The organism is Acidaminococcus sp. AM33-14BH (assembly GCF_003603525.1).
In the GTDB taxonomy this organism is placed as follows: Bacteria; Bacillota; Negativicutes; order Acidaminococcales; family Acidaminococcaceae; genus Acidaminococcus; species Acidaminococcus intestini.
In genome coordinates this window covers 90,154-107,905 of the sequence record NZ_QTNG01000008.1, presented here as the reverse complement: position 1 = coordinate 107,905, position 17,752 = coordinate 90,154, and the positions used below count along the sequence as shown (strand labels likewise).

The window sequence follows — 17,752 nt, the reverse complement described above, 5'->3', positions numbered from 1 at the left end:
ACGTCAGAAGATGTGCGCAAAGAGAGTCCGGGACGGTGGAATCCGGATCGTGGCAGTCTGGCAAATGGACCACTGAGGGTGCGTAGAAATCTTCGGAGAGTATGGCGCAACGTGCCAGCCGCGTTAAGGCTGAGGAATGTGTTGGCATTCTGCAATGAGGTGCACGGCTTTTGCTGTGCAGCAAGGTGGTACCGCAGGTCTTTCGCCTGTCCTTGTAAGAGGACAGGCGTTTTTGTTTTATCAGGACCTTTTGGGCGGGTATCTGGCGTTTGTCAACCAGATGCCCGCTGTTTTTTATGTGAAGGAGGAAATCATCGTGAAAGAGACAAGTTTGACTGAGGCAAGATGCCTTGCTGAAAGTGGGGGCGCCGTCCCCATCGTCCGGCAGCTTTTGGCGGACATGGTGACGCCCCTGGGGCTCATGAGTCTTATCCGAAAGGACCATGACCGCTATTTTCTCCTTGAAAGCCTGGAGGGCATCGATGCTCGGGGCCGCTACTCCTTTATCGGCTATGACCCGCTGCTGCGCCTGTCGGCCAAGGATTTTGCCGTTACTGTGGAAACCCGTAAGGGCACTCAAAAAAGCGGCAAGGCGCCCCTTGACCTCATCCGGAACTATCTGAAGGAATATCAGAATCCGAAGGTCCCTGGCCTGCCGCCTTTTACAGGAGGCTTTGTGGGGTACTTTTCCTACGATTTCATTCAGTACTGTGAACCGAGCCTGCGCTTTGATCCGAAAAAGGCCACGGATTTTCCCGATTTTGACCTCCTGCTCTTTGATAAGGTCATCGTCTTTGATGCTTTTAAACAGACTCTCTTTCTCATTGTAAACGCCAAGGCTGACGCAATCGACGAGACGTACAAGAAGGCCATAAGGGACCTTGATGCCATGGAAGCCCTCGTGAAAACCCCTGTCCTAGCGCCTCAGGAAGGAACAGCCCACTTGGGCCCCATTTCTTCCAACCAGACGCGGGAACTGTACAACGAAAACATCGCCCGCATCAAGCACTTCATCCGTGAAGGCGACATTTTCCAAGCCGTTTATTCCCAGTGCTTTTCTGCTTCCTATGATAAGGACCTCTTTTCCTTTTACCGCGTCCTTAGACGGACCAACCCCTCCCAGTACATGATGCTCATGAAGCTGGGAGATACGGAAATTGCAGGCTCCTCACCGGAAACACTCATCCGTCTTGAAGGGCACACCATTACGAGCATGCCCATTGCAGGAACGCGGCGCCGAGGAAGGACGGAGAAAGAGGACAAGGCGCTGGAAGAGGATCTGACACACGATGCGAAGGAACTGGCCGAACATAATATGCTCGTTGACCTTGCCCGCAATGATGTGGGGAAGGTGAGTGAATTTGGCAGCGTCAAGGTTCATGACCTGCATCATGTCAAACGTTTCTCCCATGTCATGCATCTGACAAGCCGTGTGACAGGACGGCTCAAAAAGGGTCTTGACGCCATTGATACGCTCTGTGCGGCCCTTCCGGCAGGGACCTTATCCGGAGCTCCGAAAATCCGGGCTTGTGAGATCTTGGACGGTCTTGAACCGCGGCGTCGCGGTCCTTATGGCGGCGGTATCGGCTATCTTGATTTTTCAGGGAATATGGATATCTGCATCACCATCCGGACAGCCGTCAAACGGGGAGATATCGTTTATTTCCAATCGGGCGGCGGTATTGTGGCAGATTCCGTAACGGAAAATGAATTCCAGGAAACCCTCAACAAATCAGGCGCCGTAAAAGACGCACTTATGAAAACAACGGAGGCAGAATGATGATCCTAATCATAGATAACTACGATAGTTTCACGTATAACCTCTACCAAGCGGTAGGAACCCTGACCCCTTCCGTTCAGGTTGTACGGAATGATTCCCTGACTGTTTCCGAGGCAGCTGCTCTTCAGCCCCAGGCCATCATCCTTTCCCCTGGACCGGGAAAACCAAAAGAGGCCGGCATAACAGAAGCTGTCCTTGAGGAACTGAAAGGACAGGTCCCTATCCTAGGGGTCTGCTTGGGTCATCAGGCCATGGGAGAAGTCTTTGGCGGGACCGTGACCCTGGCTCCGCATCTTGTCCACGGAAAGGCGGACGACATCAAACTTGACCGCTCCTGTCCGCTTTTTAAGAATCTTCCGCCCGTCATCAAGGGAGCTCGTTATCATTCCCTAATTGTGGAAAGGGATAGCCTTCCACCGGAACTCCTAGTCACTGCGGAGACTCACGCTGGAGAAATCATGGGGCTGCGTCATAGGGATTATGAAATCTACGGACTTCAATTTCATCCCGAATCCATCATGACGCCCATGGGCGCCAGCATCATCGAAAATTTTCTGCGCCATGTCGGTGCGCTTTCCTAAGGAGGTTATATTATGATTAAGGAAGCCATCATTAAATTAGTGGGAAAAGGGGACCTAACTTACGAAGAGGCCCGTACCGTCATGCTTGAAATCATGGGCGGGAAGACGACGCCAACACAGAACGCCGCGTTTTTGGCAGCTCTTTCTACAAAGAGCACGAAAGCAGAGACCATTGATGAAATCTCCGGGTGTGCCGAAGCCATGCGAAGCCTGGCAACTCCGGTCCCCCATCCGGGGATGGAAGTCCTCGAGATTGTTGGAACCGGCGGGGACGGGGCCCATTCCTTCAATATTTCAACGACGTCAGCCATGGTTCTTGCCGCAGGCGGCGTGAAAGTAGCAAAACACGGCAATCGGGCTGCTTCTTCGCTGTGCGGCACAGCCGATTGCCTTGAGGCCTTGGGTGTCAAGATTGACATGACGGCGGAAAAGGCCCTTTCCATGCTGCAAAAGACGAACTTCTGCTTTCTCTTTGCCCAAAAATATCATAGTGCCATGAAATATGTAGGCCCCATCCGTAAGGAACTGGGATTCCGCACGGTCTTCAATATCCTGGGCCCCCTTACGAACCCGGCAAAGCCGGAAATGTTCCTTCTCGGTGTTTATGATGAATACCTTGTCGAACCGATTGCCAAGGTCCTTGCAAGTCTTGGCGTAAGACGCGGCATCGTCGCATATGGCAGGGAAAAACTGGATGAAATATCCCCAAATGGCCCGACCGTCATCTGTGAAATCAGGGATGGCTATTATCGCTCTTCCCTCATTCGTCCCGAGGATTTTGGCCTTGTGCCCGGCACGAAGAAAGACCTCCTTGGCGGGACGCCGGAAGAAAATGCCCGGGTTACGCGCGATATCCTTAGCGGCAGGATAGGGGGTACGAAACGCAATGCCGTACTCCTCAATGCCGGCGCAGCCTTCTTTGTGGCTCAAAAAGCAGAATCCATCAAGGAAGGGATCACCCTTGCAGCCTCCCTGATCAATAGCGGAAAGGCCCTTACGGCCCTTGAAAACATCATCAAGGAAAGTCAGCAGTAAAGGAGACCTCCATGATTCTTGATACCCTTGCTGACGCGGCCCGGGAACGGACGAGGGCGCGTCAAAAGAAAATCAGCTTTGCCAAGATGCGTCATCTGGCAGAATCCCTTCCCCAAAAACGGGCGGGATGCTTTCAAAAGGCACTGCAGGCCCCGGGTCTTCACATCATTGCGGAAGTAAAAAAAGCGTCTCCGTCAAAGGGACTGATTGCTCCGTTCTTCCCCTATGAAACCATTGCCGAGACCTACGAAAAAAGCGGCGCTTCTGCTATTTCTGTCCTGACGGAACCGACTCGGTTCTTGGGAAAGGATGCCTATCTTGAAGCTATCCGACGCCGCGTCAAGGTACCTATTTTGCGCAAGGATTTTACCGTCGATCCCTACATGGTGTATGAGGCACGCTGCCTTGGTGCGGATGCGGTCCTTCTGATTGCCGCTCTCTTATCGGATAGGGAGCTGTCCGAATACAGACAGATGGCGGAGAGCCTTGGCATGGATGCCCTTGTCGAAGCCCATGACGAAAGGGAAGTGACGCGGGCTCTTAAGAGCGGGGCTAAAATCCTTGGTGTCAATAACCGGAATCTTAAGGATTTTACTGTCGATGTGGGAAACAGTCTTCGTCTGCGGCCCCTTGTTCCACCGGAAATCCCTTTCATCGCGGAAAGCGGGATCCATGATGGAGCGGCTGTTAAGCTTCTTGCAGAGCATGGTGTCAGCGGTGTTCTCATTGGGGAACTCCTCATGAGGAGTCCTTCCATTGAGGCCAAGATGAAGGAACTTTTGGAGGCGGCATCATGACCGTCATCAAGATTTGCGGTCTTCGCCGTCTTGAGGATGCCTTCATCTTGAACCGGGAAAAGGTGGACGCGGCTGGGTTTGTCTTTTATCCTCCAAGCCGCCGATTTGTAAGGCCGGAGCTTGCTGGGAAAATCAAAAAGCTCCTCTACCCGTCGATAAGGACTGTCGGCGTCTTTGTCAAGGAAGACCCTGAAAGGGTAGCCGCCCTTCATGAAGCGGGCATCATCGATATGGCCCAGCTTCACGGGGATGAATCCCCCGATGACCTTGCTTTCCTCCGCAGCCTGACTGATATGCCCCTTATCAAGGCCATCCGTGTAAGAAGCCGGGAGAGCCTCCAAAACCTTGACCAATATGATTGTGACTATTTTCTCCTTGATGCCTTTACAAAAGACTACGGGGGAAAGGGCAAACGCTTCGATTTGTCCCTGCTTGAGGGGATAACGATGCCCAAACCTTTTTTTCTTGCCGGCGGGCTTACGGCAGGCAATGTAGCAGCCCTTATGACAAGTGTCCACCCTTACGGGGTTGATGTCAGCAGTGCGGTAGAAACGGATGGCATCAAGGATGCTAAAAAGATTCATGCTTTTATCAAAGCAGTCAGAAGAAAGGATGAAGAAGATGAGTAATGGAAGATATGGAACCCACGGCGGGCAGTATGTACCGGAAACCCTGATGAATGCTGTCCTGGAACTCCAGAAAGCGTACGAAACCTATAAGAAAGATCCCCAGTTCATCAAGGAATTGCAGCAGCTCTATCATGACTACGCCAATCGGCCGAGTCTCCTTTACTATGCGGAACGGATGACCCAGGACCTTGGCGGCGCCAAGATCTATCTCAAACGGGAAGACCTGAACCATACGGGGGCCCACAAGATCAATAATGCTTTGGGCCAGTGCCTCCTTGCAAAGAAAATGGGCAAAAAGCGCATCATTGCGGAAACGGGCGCCGGTCAGCACGGCGTGGCAACCGCTACGGTCGCTGCTTTATTGGGCCTTGAATGTGTGGTCTACATGGGAAAGCTGGATACGGAGCGTCAGGCCCTCAACGTGTATCGCATGAAACTGCTTGGTGCTGATGTCGTTCCCGTTGAAACAGGGACAAAGAGCCTCAAGGACGCCGTCAACGAAGCCCTGCGAGAGTGGAGTGCTCGCTGCGAAGACACGGCTTACTGCATTGGCTCTGTCATGGGGCCCCATCCCTATCCCATGATGGTCCGCGATTTCCAAAAAGTCATTGGCGAGGAAGTGCGCCAGCAGATGCTGGAAAAAGAGGGGCGCCTGCCCGACGTGGCCATGGCCTGCGTAGGCGGCGGCAGCAATGCCATGGGGCTTTTTTATGATTTTATCCCCGATCCGTCGGTCCAGCTCATCGGGGTGGAGGCAGCTGGACGCGGCATCGATACGGCTGAAACGGCAGCGACCATTTCCTGCGGCCGGCCAGGTATCTTCCATGGCATGGAATCCTATTTCCTGCAGGATGATGACGGCCAAATTGCACCGGTTTATTCCATCTCCGCTGGTCTTGATTATCCGGGCATTGGACCGGAACACGCCCATCTTTACGATACAGGGCGCGCCCAGTATGTTGCTATTACAGACGATGAAGCGGTTGCTGCCTTTGAATACCTGTCCCGCATGGAGGGCGTCATCCCAGCTATTGAAAGTGCCCATGCCGTGGCCTACGCTATGAAATTGGCACCGACCCTTCCTAAGGACAAAATCATCGTCATTTGCTTATCGGGCCGCGGAGATAAGGACGTTGCGGCCATTGCCAGATATAAGGGGGTTGATCTCCATGACTAGACTAACCGATGCATTCAAGAATAAAAAAGCCTTCATTCCTTTTGTGACCGCCGGTGACCCGGACCTATCCACGACGGAAGCCCTCATATATGCCATGGAAGAAGCAGGGGCCAGTGTCATTGAGCTGGGAATCCCTTTCAGTGATCCCGTTGCGGAAGGGCCTGTGATCCAAGAAGCGGATAACCGTGCTCTTGCCGCGGGCTTCCGCATTGATGCCCTTTTCGATCTGCTTGAAAAGGTACGGGAAAAGACAGAGATCCCCCTTGTATTTTTGACCTATGCCAATCCGATCTTTACCTACGGACGTGAGGCTTTCTTTACGCGCTGTGCCAAGGCCAGCATTGACGGCGTCATTGTACCGGACGTCCCCTTTGAGGAAAGGGCAACTCTGCTGCCGTTTGCCCGGGAAAAGGGGATTGCGCTCATTTCCCTGATTGCGCCAACTTCTCATGAGCGCGTTCAGATGCTTGCCCGTGAAGCAGAAGGCTATATCTACCTCGTTTCCAGTATGGGAGTTACAGGTGTTCGGGAGAAAATCACGACTGACCTAAAGGAAATTGTTGAAAAGATCCGGGAAGTATCAAACCAGCCTGTTGCTGTTGGCTTTGGGATTGCTCGCCCCGAACAGGCGGCGCAAATGGCGGACATCAGTGATGGGGCCATCGTGGGGAGCGCCATCGTAAAACTTGTGGCAAAGTACGGCAAAACGGCCGTCGGACCTGTTCGCGATTATGTCCTTTCCATGGTGGAAGCGGTCAGGGTGTGAGGGGCATGGAAGGAGGAAAGCCCCCTCCTTCTTTTTGGATTTAAGATAAAATAAGAAAATAGGAAAAAATCTGAAAATAGTCTTGCACATTGTATACAAAGATGCTATAATGCATTCGTAAGTTAAATTTACCCCTCATTTGGCCCTTGTTTTTCAAGGGCTATTTTTTTGCGCTTTTGAGGAAAATCAAGAAAAAATGGAGGGAAATCGCTCCCATGAAGCAATGGAGTGGGTGAAAAAAGTGATTTTCTTTGAATTAAAGAAATTGTGAAAAAATATTGACCTAAAAAATATGAAAAAGTATAATAACGATACAACGGAATTTATCATGTCTGTAAAAATAGACATTTGTGTTTTGTGGAGAGAAATTCCACGTGGCCTTGTGCCTGGAACGGCTGCCCCTTCCCAGACCCTTTCCCGCGTTTTTTATAATCATAGCTGCTTTTTTGTCCTCATGTTCGCTGTTTGGAAAGGAGAAGGAATCCTTATGGAAGATCAATCATTCCACCCTTACATTCCCGCTGACCGCGTTGCTCCGGAAATGACGGCCGTTTCCGTCTTATTGGGGGCCGTGCTTGCGATTGTCTTTGGCGCGGCTAATGCTTATTTGGGACTTCGTGTAGGCATGACCATCTCAGCTTCGATTCCGGCCGCTGTACTCAGTATGGGCCTCACTCGGTTCATCCTGAAACGGGATTCCATTTTGGAAAACAATATGGTCCAAACCATTGGCTCAGCCGGTGAATCGGTTGCAGCTGGTGCCATTTTCACTTTGCCTGCCCTTTTTATGTGGGCTCAGGAAGGCCTCGTTGCTGAGCCTTCCATGCTTGAAATTGGCCTGATTGCCCTATTTGGCGGTGTCCTCGGAATCTTGTTCATGATTCCCTTGCGCCGCGCCCTGATTGTCAAGGAACATGGCGTCCTTGCCTATCCAGAAGGCCAGGCCTGTGCGGAAGTCCTCATTGCTGGGGAAGAAGGCGGCACCAAGGCGTCCACCGTTTTTGCCGGCCTTGGGATTGCAGCCTTCTATAAGTTCATTGCCGATGGCCTCAAGTGGTTTCCCAGCGAGGTCCATACGGAAGTCCCAGGGTATAAAGGAGCAGGCTTTGGCCTTGATATCCTGCCAGCCCTAGCCGGTGTGGGGTATATTTGCGGCTTTAAGGTTTCGTCCTACATGTTTGCTGGCGGCGTGCTGGCCTGGTTTGTCATCATGCCGATGATTGCCGTATTTGGCGGCAGCGCAGTGCTTTTCCCTGCCAAGGTGACCGTGACGGAGCTATTTGCCGAGGGCGGTTCCTTTGCCCTGTGGAGCACCTATATCCGTTATATTGGGGCCGGTGCGGTCTTAACGGGCGGACTCATTGGGCTTTTGGAATCACTGCCCCTTATCATCCGAACCTTCCACGATGCGTTAGGTGACTTTGGACAGAATGGGGCATCAACCCTGCGTACGGAACAGAACCTGTCCATGAAGACCTTGATTGGAGGAATTCTCTTCATCATTGCTGCCTTGTGGGCCCTTCCCATGATTCCTCTCAATGCTTTTGGAGCTCTGCTGGTTGCTGTTTTTGGCTTTTTCTTTGCAACCGTCTCTTCCCGCATGGTCGGGCTGATCGGATCGTCCAACAACCCTGTTTCCGGAATGGCCATTGCTACCCTCCTGGTTTCCACCTTACTGCTCAAGAATACGGGCAATGACGGTGCCATGGGAATGGTCACGGCCATTTCCATCGGCGGCATCATCTGTGTCGTGGCTGCCATTGCCGGGGATATTTCCCAAGACCTCAAAACGGGTTTTCTTGTGGGTGCAACGCCTAAGAAGCAGCAGATTGGAGAAATCCTAGGGGTTATTTGTTCAGCCATTGCTATTGGCAGCATCATGTATCTGTTGAATTCTGCCTGGGGCTATGGTTCTGCTGAGCTGCCCGCTCCGCAGGCCATGCTCATGAAAATGGTGGTTGAAGGTGTCATGCTGGGGAACCTGCCTTGGAATCTCGTCCTTATCGGTGTATTCCTTTCCCTTGCCATGTGGATCCTTGGTATCCCTGTTCTGGCAGTGGCCATTGGAGTTTACCTTCCCATCCATCTGTCGGCTCCCATTATGGTGGGCGGGCTGCTGCGCCGGTATATGGAATCCCGTAACTTTGCTGATGCCGCGGAAAGAACAAATTGTGTTCAGTCCGGCGTACTCTATAGTTCCGGTCTGATTGCCGGGGAAGGCCTGATCGGAATCTTGCTCGCCATCCTTGCCGTCATGGATTTGGACCTTGATATGTCAAAAACCATCAATCTGGGGAATGTGGGAGGCCTTGTCGTCTTTGCCCTTCTTGTGGCGACCATCTACGCAGCTTGCCAGAAGGGCCGGAAATCCCGTCCCTAATCCTGTCTGTAGGGTGTCAGGCTGCAGATTACAGAAACCAATCCCTTGATTTTGGAGAAAGCACATGAAAAAGGAAAAAGAAAACTACTTGGACCGGATTCCTTGCCATACCAGCGGGTATCGATGGACCCGGGATGAAGGGGGCCTTGTTACGATTCATGTCGTGCATCGTGGCTTTTTCGCCCGCTTGGCCCAGGATTTTTTTAACCGGCCTTCTGTTAGCCATATTGACCTTGATGCGTTTGGCAGTGCCCTTTGGCTAAGCATGGATGGGAAAAAGAACGTCGGGGACCTTGCTCAGATGATGGAAAGCCGGTTTGGGAAGCAGGTTTATCCCCTTTATGAGCGCTTGATCGTTTTTTTGCAGATGTTGGTCCAGCAGCAATTCATTACGTGGAAAAAAATCTGATTGGCTCTTGCTTCAGTTTGCGTCTGAAGGCTAGAAAAAGACACGGGGCGCTCCTTAAAAGGCGGCTCCCTGCACTCAAATGGGAAATCTTGTTCTTTTGGGAAAGGCTGCAGGCTTTTCTTTGGCCCTTCCCGCCAGCAGAGCAGCTGATTTTTGATAGAAACCGGATATCGCTTTTTCCAGCTGAATCTTTTATGTAGGAATGCCCCTCATGGCGTCTTAAAAACAGCCCTTCTATCTTTTGCTGGATAGGGGATTGGGACGACAGGGGGCCTTTCTTTTGTTATCGGCACACAGTGCCTGACTGCGATGGAAAAACATCAGGTAGATTCTGAATTGTAAATGATTTGACATTCCGCCCTCATATGACTATGATAGAAAACGCTCTTGAATTAATCATAATTTAAGGTAAAGTCTATTCAAAATAGACGGAAAGAAGAAATGTAAAGGAGAATGAGAGTTTATGTCAAATGAGAAAGTCAAGTCATTTCGCCCTTTTGGGCTCACCTGGCCCCTTTGCTTAGGGTTTATTGTCATCATTTTTGCTGGGGTATGGACTGGATCCTTGACGACAGACCTTGCCGGCGGTTTTGCCTTGACGCTTGCCATGGGTATTGTTTTCAATGAAATCGGGGAACGGATTCCCTTCTGGAATTCTTACGTAGGGGGCGGGCTTGTCCTGTCGTTCCTGGCATCGGCCTATTTGTTTACCAACCATCTGATTCCCGAACAATATGCGAAATCCGTTTCCTACTTGATGAATGAATCAGACTTTCTGAGCTTTTTTATCGTCTTTTTGATCTGCGGTTCCATTTTGGGGCTGGAAAAGAAATTGCTCATTAAATCTTTTGCCGGCTATCTTCCCGCTATCTTCGGCGGCCTTATCGGCGCCGCTTGTTTAGGCATTGTAGGGGGCTTTTTCTTTGGCATCTCTCCATCCATGATTGTCCTCAACTACGTGCTTCCCATCATGGGCGGCGGCAATGGCGCAGGGGCTGTACCGCTTTCCCAGATCTATGAAAGCGTGACCGGTCATAAGGCTTCTGATTATTATGCATTTGCCATTACGGTCCTTACCATTGCCAATATCTTTGCCATCCTTTCGGCTGCCGTATTGGATCAAATCGGCCGCAAACATCCTTCCTGGACGGGTGACGGATCAACCTTGATCCGGAAGGGCCTTGATATCGAAGCGGAAAAAAATGATGCCGTACCTTCCATCAAGGAAATCGGCGGGGCTTTCTTTATGGCCATCAGCCTGTATGCAGCTGGCACCCTCCTTGGTAAATCCCTTTTGCCAACGGTCTTTGGGGTGGCCATCCATCCTTTTGCTTGGATGATTGTCGTTGTGACAATCCTGGCCATGCTTGGCTGGGTTCCCCAAGAGACCAAGGCCGCTGCAAAACGCCTGCAGTCTTTCATGAGCTCCTGCCTTGTTCTGACCATCATGGTCGGCGTTGGGGCGGATACGGACCTCAACCAATTGATGGCGGCCATTACGCTGAGTAACGTCGTCATTTCTTTCCTTATCGTTGTTGGCGCCATTTTGGGTTCTGCCATTGTCGGACAGTGGGTTGGTTTTTATCCGATTGATTCAGCCATCACGGCTGGCCTTTGCATGGCAAACCGCGGCGGATCAGGAGACCTTGCCGTATTGGGGGCCTCCCACCGGATGGGACTGATTGCTTATTCCCAACTTTCTTCCCGTCTTGGCGGCGGGATTGTCCTCATCTTGGGATCCGTCCTGTTTGGCTCCATGATTGGAAAATAACGGGTTTTGTTGAGCCCTAGGCACCTGGCTTTTGCCGGGTGCCTTCTTCATTTCCCGGGCAGTGTCCTTTTTCCTAGGAAAATGATACAATAGGCAGTATCGACTTGAGTCAATCTATTTTTTGGGAGGCACCGCCATGAAAAAACGCTACTGGGTCATTTTTTGGCTCGCTGCTGTACTGCTCTTATACTACCTCAATGGAACCTTGCCCCTGACAGACAGTGTGGAAGGAAACTATGCCCTTACGGCCAAGGAAATGGTTGTAAGTGGAGACTTTTTATCCCCCCAGATTTATGGCAGGTATTGGTTTGATAAACCAGTTTTTGCCTATTGGATGATTGCCTTGGGCTTTAAACTTTTTGGCTTTACGGAATTTGGGGCTCGTTTTTTCCCTTCTCTTTATGGTCTTTTGGGCCTTTATCTGGTGACTTGGGGCGGCAGGAAACTCTACGGGGAAAAAGTGGGATTCTTCAGTGGTGTCTTTCTGCTCATGACGCTTCAATTTTTTACCATTTCGAAGTCGGTCCTTACAGATGGCATGCTCTTCCTATTTTTGAATGGAGCCCTTCTTTTTTACTACTTGGGCTATAGCACGCCGCAGAAAAAGTATTACTACGGGATGTATGTCTGCGCAGCCCTAGCCACCCTCACCAAGGGCCCTATCGGTTTTTTGCTTCCTGGCCTGATTTTCCTGCTCTTTCTTATCTGGCGCCGGGATTTTGCCTCACTTAAATCGGCAAAACTGGGAAGCGGCATCCTTTTGTTTCTTCTTGTAGGGGCCCCTTGGTATGTGACCATGGCCATAAAGCATCCAGACTTTCTTTCTGGGTTCATTGGTACGCAGAATTTCCTGCGAGCTACGGTATCGGAGCATCCTCGGGATAACGTCATTTGGTATTATACGGCAGTGAATCTGTTGAATGCATATGCTTGGATTGGCCTGCTGCCAGGGGCGCTGAAGGCCTATTTGTGGAAGGATCACCATCTTGTCCGGCCTTCTGCGCGGGAAGGCTACCTGCTGCTCTGGATTGGGACAATCTTTATTTTCTTCCAGTGCATGGCAACGAAATACATTACCTATACCTATCCCATCTTGATGCCGCTCAGTATTTTTACGGCCTCCTATTTTGTCGAAAAAGGAGAAGCCCTCTCCCTTAAAGGCGTCCTTGGGGGGAACCTCCTTTTTTATGGAGCCTTGGCGGCAGCTGCCTACCATCTGCCGAAACTGGCACCGGGGCTGCTTTCCCATCCAAAGGATATCTTTTACTTTGTCAGCATCTTCTTAGGCTGCTTTTTGGTCCTTTCCATCCACCGCTTCCGAGGTAAATCTGTACGGGAAGTGATGACCATGACCATTCTTTTGACTTATCTTTTCTTCTTCTGCATTACCAAGATGCTGGCCCTGCCGCTTATGAGCGGAGTGACCGGAAAATGGGTGGGACTTTATATCAATACCATGATTCCCGAAAATGTGCCTATTTACGTACGGGGCGGCGGATATCCAACGTCGACATGGTTCTATACGGATCGGACCCTGACCATGCTTGTTCCAGATGAGCAGACGGAAGCCTTTGCTCCCAAGGATTACAGCTGGTCGGCCAAGAATATCATGCCATGGACCACGTACAGCAAGGTCCAGAATGTACCTGAAGCGGTCGTGCTCGTTGACACGAATACACGGAAAATCAAGACGAAACTCGAAGAAGATTGGCCCGGTGCATGGGAAAAAATCAAGTTCTATGGCCAATGGACCATGATGATCAAACATCGCTAGGAGGAAATTCCATGGAAGAAAATGACATCAAATCCTATCTTGACAGTCATGAAACCATTCAGTTCCAAGTGACGCGGGAAGAATTGGATGATCCAAAGAAGAGTGCCCGCTATTTTGCCCTGTTGGATTACTTTGGAGCCCATCCACAGGAAGCTGGGAAATTCTGCAGCCGTCTCCTTTTGGTCTTTCATCCAAGCTGCGGTACAGACTTATGGGAAAATGAAGCCGCCGCAGCCTTCGTCAAACGGCTTACTGCCTATCCCTATCTTTTCTTTCTTGCCGAAAAGGAAGGGGAGACCTTGAAGTTCCTGACGGCGCTTAGCTGCCGTAAGGGGGGGCTTGTCGGCGATAATCTTTCCCTTGATAAGGACCTTTTCAATGAACTTCTTCAAAAACAAATGAAGGGCATCCTTGTCATGAGCCAGGCGGCCCATTTTAGCCCGGAAAATGCCAAGAGCATCATGGACAGCGTCTTCACCTATTTCGGTATGGATAATTAGCTGTCACAAACTGTTCAAATCTGTGCCCTTTCTTTGACAAGAATTTGGGCTATACTTCTTCTTGTAGCAGGGATCACCCCTCCTTGCTGCAATCTTCCCCATCAAATCATCATAAACAACTTCCTTTCTGGAAAAGGCCTCCGCCGGAATCGGCAGGGGCCTTTTTCCGCAGGAGATTTTCTTCCTCTGCGTCCCATATCTTAGACCGAAATGAATCGAGGAAAACTTCTCTTTTCCCTATTGCTTAATAAAATAAATCATCGTGATAAATTAAATTCAGGAAAGAATGTGAATAATAGGGAATGATCTTATTTCATATTGATTTCATAAGGATTTATGTCATTCCTTTTGACTTGCGAGTCAAATTCACAAATAGTTCATTCTTTCTTTATTGCTTTTTAAGAAAGAATCTTATATACTGGGCATGTAGCAAGGATTACCCCTCCTTGCTGCAATCTTCCCCATCAAATCATCATAAACAACTTCCTTTCAAGAAAAGGCACCCGTTTCCCCGACGGGTGCTTTTTCTTGTGTCAGGAAGCTTTTTTTATTTTTCGGCAACGGCGTGACCTGGCGCATGACGGGTCCTTCGCCCGTCACAACACTCACAGGGAAGGGCGACGTCTACTTTGAAAACGGCGGTGACGCCCTGTGCATCGGCACGTTGGGGAATGATTCCCGGACTTTCTACATGGATCTTGACGGCGATGACGGCGTGAGCAGCGACATGCTCTACATCGGCGAAGAACCGGAAGCAGAGCAGAACCTCGTCGTCAAGAACCTTGCTGCGCTCGACAAGCAGGTGGAAGATGGCGAAGCCGTCCGCTTTGCTACCGCTAGAAATGGCAGAAATGCTTTCCGAGACGGCAAGACCGTGGGCTACACGATAAACGGCATCTACCGCGACGCCTTCAAAGTCGACTGCCGCGACGTGGCGGACGATCCCCAAGCGACTGACGAATACAACAAGGCCTACAACGGCGACACGTCGGATGGCATCCGGAAACCGACGACAGCGGACGTGGCTTCGATGTATCTTAGTGGCGAGAATTCGCAGAACGTGTATCTCGTCAAATCCATCGACAGCATCAACGACGGCGCGAAAACGCCGGCTAAATCCGATGAAATCGTTCTGCGCTACGTGGCGGATCTTGATACCTTCACCAAGCGTTCGGGCAATACGACATACTTCACGCCCGGCGCGGACCAGGGCGGTTGGATCCGCTTCGGGTACCGCAATCTCGGGGTCGACGGCATTGGCAAAGTAAACGGCAACACGTACGAACTGGGTTACACAAAGGTCCTGGACGACAAGGAGAACTACAAGCATCGCTTCAGCCTCTCTGGTGCCTGCGGCAAGGAAAGCGGAAGCTGGGAAGGTCTTGGCGGCTATGACTTTACGGACTCCCAGGGCATCCATGTGTCGGCGGACCATGATTGGAGCCTCATTGGCCGCGTCGGCTTTGACCTTGTAGATGAAATGGATAAGGAAAAGAACACCAAGCTATACCTGAAAGCAAGTCTTCTCCGCGAATTTATCGACGGTTATGATGTTGTGGCAGAAAGCCTCGCCCAAGGTGGGACTGTGGCTGGTACCTACCGTACGGCGGGCAGCCGCCGCGGGACTTGGGGGGTCATCGGTCTTGGTTACAGCACGGTCATTGGAAAGAACCAGACCTTCTATGTCGATGCCGAACGGTATGTGGGCAACGACTTTAGCCGGACCTACGATATCCGTGCTGGAATCAACTGGAAATTCTAAAAGTAAAAAGGCGGAGCGCAGGGGCGTTCCGCCTTTTTGCTTTTTCCAAAGGAGGGAAGAGGGGAAGCTCTTTTTTTGTAAAAAATATTTCAAAAAAGGGGTTGCATTTTATTTTATCTTTGCTATAATAATGACTGTTCCTTCCGGGATGGTGTAATGGTAGCACAGGAGATTCTGGATCTTCTTGTCTGGGTTCGAGTCCTAGTCCCGGAGCCATATGGAAGCTAAGCTGTCACTTTAGTGGCAGCTTTTTTGTTACAAAAAATCATACTTGACAGGAACCCTACCATCCAATATGATGTATATACAACAAATAAAAGGAGATTCCCATGGAAATCTGTCATTGCTGGCGCCTTAAACGGGCGGCTCACCATTTAAATGAATTCTATGACAAAGCCCTTGCGCCGTCGGGCGTCACCATCAGTCAGTATGGGATGCTCCGGGAAATCAACCAGCATGGAGGCTGCAGCGTCATGGATCTAGCCGGATATCTGGATCTGGAACGGTCCACGCTGACGCGCAGCTTAAAACCCCTCATGCAAAAAGGATTTGTTTCGGACTGCCGGGAATGTCACATGAGAAACTGCCGGCTTGTCCTGACAGCTGAAGGTCACAAGGCCTTTGAAGAGGCCCATCTGCTTTGGCAAAAAGCCCAGGCTGCTTATGAAGCGGCCTTGGGAACAGAGGGTGTAAGAACCCTGGAAACGCTGCTTGCCGCGATCCAGCAGGCAACCTGATTTTGTGATAAGGAGAAAACCATGAAAAAATATGATGTTATCCTCATTGGAACGGGCGCGGCCAATATCATCGCCGACGCGGCGCAGCTGGCCGGAAAGAAAGTGGCCCTTATTGAACGCGGTGCCTATGGTGGGACCTGCCTGAACAGGGGCTGCATTCCGACGAAGATCCTTGTGAGTGCGGCAAATGCTGTTCTTTCCATCAAAGAGGCCGCCCGCATTGGCGTCAAGGCAGAACAAGTAACGCTTGATTGGAAAACCGTTTCTCGCCGCCTGCAGGCTAAACTTTCCGAGAGCCCGGAAATCAAGACGTATTATGAAGCCTTTCCCAATGTGGATACCTTTGACGGAACGGCTTCCTTTACGGGGAAAAAGACCCTTTCCATTGCTATGAATGACGGTACGACGGAAGAACTGGAAGGGAAGATGATCGTTATCGGAACCGGGGGCAGGACCAATATTCCTAAGTTTCCTGGCCTTGAAGACGTAGGGTATATTACGTCCGAATCCTTCTTTACAGACGCCTTCCCTCAAAGGCCTTACAAGAGCCTGATCATTCTTGGCGGTGGTCCCATTGGCTGTGAATTTGCCCATATCTTTGACGCTGCAGGAACGGACGTGACCATCGTTCAGCATAATGTGCGCCTGCTTCCTAAAGAAGATGCCGATGTATCGACTTTTCTCCTGAAACAGTTCCAAAACCGCGGTCTTCATGTGGCCCTTAACAAGGAAACCCTTTCCGCCCGCATCGAAAATGGGGAAAAGGTTGTTGTCCTTGAAGACCGTGGAACTGGTGAGAAAACGGAAGTACGGGGAGAGGAAATCCTTGTCGCCCCGGGCATCCGTCCTATGACGGACCTGCTCCATCTGGAAAACACGGACGTCACGGTTGATAAACGGGGCTATATTGAAACCAATGAATTTCTCGAAACCGCGGCAGAAGGCATTTGGGCCATTGGCGACGTGAACGGGCGGGCCCCTTTCCGTCATAAGGCCAACTACGAAGCCGAAATCCTTGCGGACAATCTTTTTGGCACGGCGGCACCTGCTCATTGGCGCTGGGCTGAATATGGCGTTGTACCTGCCGTGACCTATACCTATCCAGAAGCGGCCCATGTGGGCCTGACAGCGGATGCGGCCCAAAAATTGGGATACCGTACAAAAGTGGCCGTGAATCACTTTTCTCACTCGGCGAAAGGATACGCCCTCGGGTATGAAGAGGGGGCTGATGACGATGGGTTCATTAAATTGGTCCTTGATGCTGATACGGGAAAAATCCTAGGGGCCCATATCATTGGCCCAGAAGCTTCCATCCTGATCCAGCCTTTCATTGATCTTATGAACAGCGGTACTCATGTCATTGCGCCGCTTCATCCGGAAATTGCGTCAGAAACGGTGAAACATCTGCGTGCCATGCCCCTTACAAGGATCCTTGACCCGCATAATGTCAGGACCCTCAATGAGACCATGACCCCTCATCCGTCCCTTAGTGAAGTGACCATGTGGACGCGGTATTATGTGATGCCTTAAGTATTTGATCGGCGCAATAATCGTGCCGATTCGATGAAGTTACGTGTCATCATTGGCTTTAAAAAGATATATCTGATGCTAATGATGGCATGTCCCGTCGCAAGAAGATACGTACCATAATCTC

At 50.8% G+C, this 17,752-nt stretch carries 15 protein-coding genes and 1 tRNA gene; all 16 read left to right on the top strand.

Annotated features, from left to right (window positions below; translation table 11 throughout):
* Window positions 1-175: 175 nt before the first annotated feature.
* The gene (gene trpE, locus DW817_RS07200) at window positions 176-1,780 is read left to right on the top strand and encodes an anthranilate synthase component I (RefSeq protein WP_243634091.1); all 1,605 of its coding nucleotides are present in this window, start codon (window positions 176-178) and stop codon (window positions 1,778-1,780) included.
* The gene (locus tag DW817_RS07195) at window positions 1,780-2,361 is read left to right on the top strand and encodes an aminodeoxychorismate/anthranilate synthase component II (RefSeq protein WP_165851880.1); all 582 of its coding nucleotides are present in this window, start codon (window positions 1,780-1,782) and stop codon (window positions 2,359-2,361) included. Before trpE ends, DW817_RS07195 begins: the two co-directional genes overlap by 1 nt.
* Window positions 2,362-2,373: 12 nt before the next feature.
* Window positions 2,374-3,396, top strand: a complete 1,023-nt coding sequence (gene trpD, locus DW817_RS07190) for an anthranilate phosphoribosyltransferase (protein WP_009015415.1) — start codon at window positions 2,374-2,376, stop codon at window positions 3,394-3,396.
* Window positions 3,397-3,407: 11 nt separating this feature from the next.
* Window positions 3,408-4,193 carry an indole-3-glycerol phosphate synthase TrpC gene (trpC, locus tag DW817_RS07185; protein WP_009015414.1) on the top strand — a complete coding sequence of 262 codons (786 nt, stop codon included), beginning with the start codon at window positions 3,408-3,410 and terminating at the stop codon, window positions 4,191-4,193.
* On the top strand, window positions 4,190-4,822 hold the full coding sequence (locus DW817_RS07180; protein WP_120111848.1) for a phosphoribosylanthranilate isomerase: 633 nt from the start codon (window positions 4,190-4,192) through the stop codon (window positions 4,820-4,822). The genes trpC and DW817_RS07180 overlap by 4 nt, the downstream gene beginning before the upstream one ends.
* Window positions 4,815-5,999, top strand: a complete 1,185-nt coding sequence (gene trpB / locus DW817_RS07175; protein ID WP_009015412.1) for a tryptophan synthase subunit beta — start codon at window positions 4,815-4,817, stop codon at window positions 5,997-5,999. Before DW817_RS07180 ends, trpB begins: the two co-directional genes overlap by 8 nt.
* A complete protein-coding gene (gene trpA / locus DW817_RS07170) occupies window positions 5,992-6,765 on the top strand; it encodes a tryptophan synthase subunit alpha (protein WP_009015411.1) in 774 nt (257 codons plus the stop codon). The genes trpB and trpA overlap by 8 nt, the downstream gene beginning before the upstream one ends.
* Window positions 6,766-7,252: 487 nt before the next feature.
* A complete protein-coding gene (locus DW817_RS07165; protein WP_120111879.1) occupies window positions 7,253-9,145 on the top strand; it encodes an OPT family oligopeptide transporter in 1,893 nt (630 codons plus the stop codon).
* Window positions 9,146-9,209: 64 nt separating this feature from the next.
* Window positions 9,210-9,554 (top strand): PqqD family protein, encoded by a 345-nt coding sequence (locus tag DW817_RS07160; RefSeq protein ID WP_009015409.1) that lies wholly within the window; start codon window positions 9,210-9,212, stop codon window positions 9,552-9,554.
* Window positions 9,555-10,017: 463 nt separating this feature from the next.
* Window positions 10,018-11,325, top strand: a complete 1,308-nt coding sequence (locus DW817_RS07155) for a 2-hydroxycarboxylate transporter family protein (protein WP_009015408.1) — start codon at window positions 10,018-10,020, stop codon at window positions 11,323-11,325.
* Window positions 11,326-11,461: 136 nt separating this feature from the next.
* Window positions 11,462-13,099: a glycosyltransferase family 39 protein gene (locus tag DW817_RS07150; protein WP_120111844.1), complete on the top strand. Its 1,638-nt coding sequence runs from the start codon at window positions 11,462-11,464 to the stop codon at window positions 13,097-13,099.
* A gap of 11 nt (window positions 13,100-13,110) precedes the next feature.
* On the top strand, window positions 13,111-13,599 hold the full coding sequence (locus tag DW817_RS07145; protein WP_014129071.1) for a hypothetical protein: 489 nt from the start codon (window positions 13,111-13,113) through the stop codon (window positions 13,597-13,599).
* 577 nt (window positions 13,600-14,176) lie between these two features.
* Window positions 14,177-15,361: an autotransporter outer membrane beta-barrel domain-containing protein gene (locus tag DW817_RS07140; RefSeq protein WP_120111874.1), complete on the top strand. Its 1,185-nt coding sequence runs from the start codon at window positions 14,177-14,179 to the stop codon at window positions 15,359-15,361.
* A 142-nt stretch (window positions 15,362-15,503) separates the two neighbouring features.
* Window positions 15,504-15,577, top strand: a tRNA-Gln gene (locus DW817_RS07135).
* 113 nt (window positions 15,578-15,690) lie between these two features.
* Window positions 15,691-16,098 carry a MarR family winged helix-turn-helix transcriptional regulator gene (locus tag DW817_RS07130; RefSeq protein ID WP_021737152.1) on the top strand — a complete coding sequence of 136 codons (408 nt, stop codon included), beginning with the start codon at window positions 15,691-15,693 and terminating at the stop codon, window positions 16,096-16,098.
* A gap of 21 nt (window positions 16,099-16,119) precedes the next feature.
* Window positions 16,120-17,628, top strand: coding sequence for an NAD(P)/FAD-dependent oxidoreductase (locus DW817_RS07125; RefSeq protein WP_021737149.1), 1,509 nt, complete (start codon window positions 16,120-16,122; stop codon window positions 17,626-17,628).
* The last annotated feature ends 124 nt before the right edge of the window (window positions 17,629-17,752 follow it).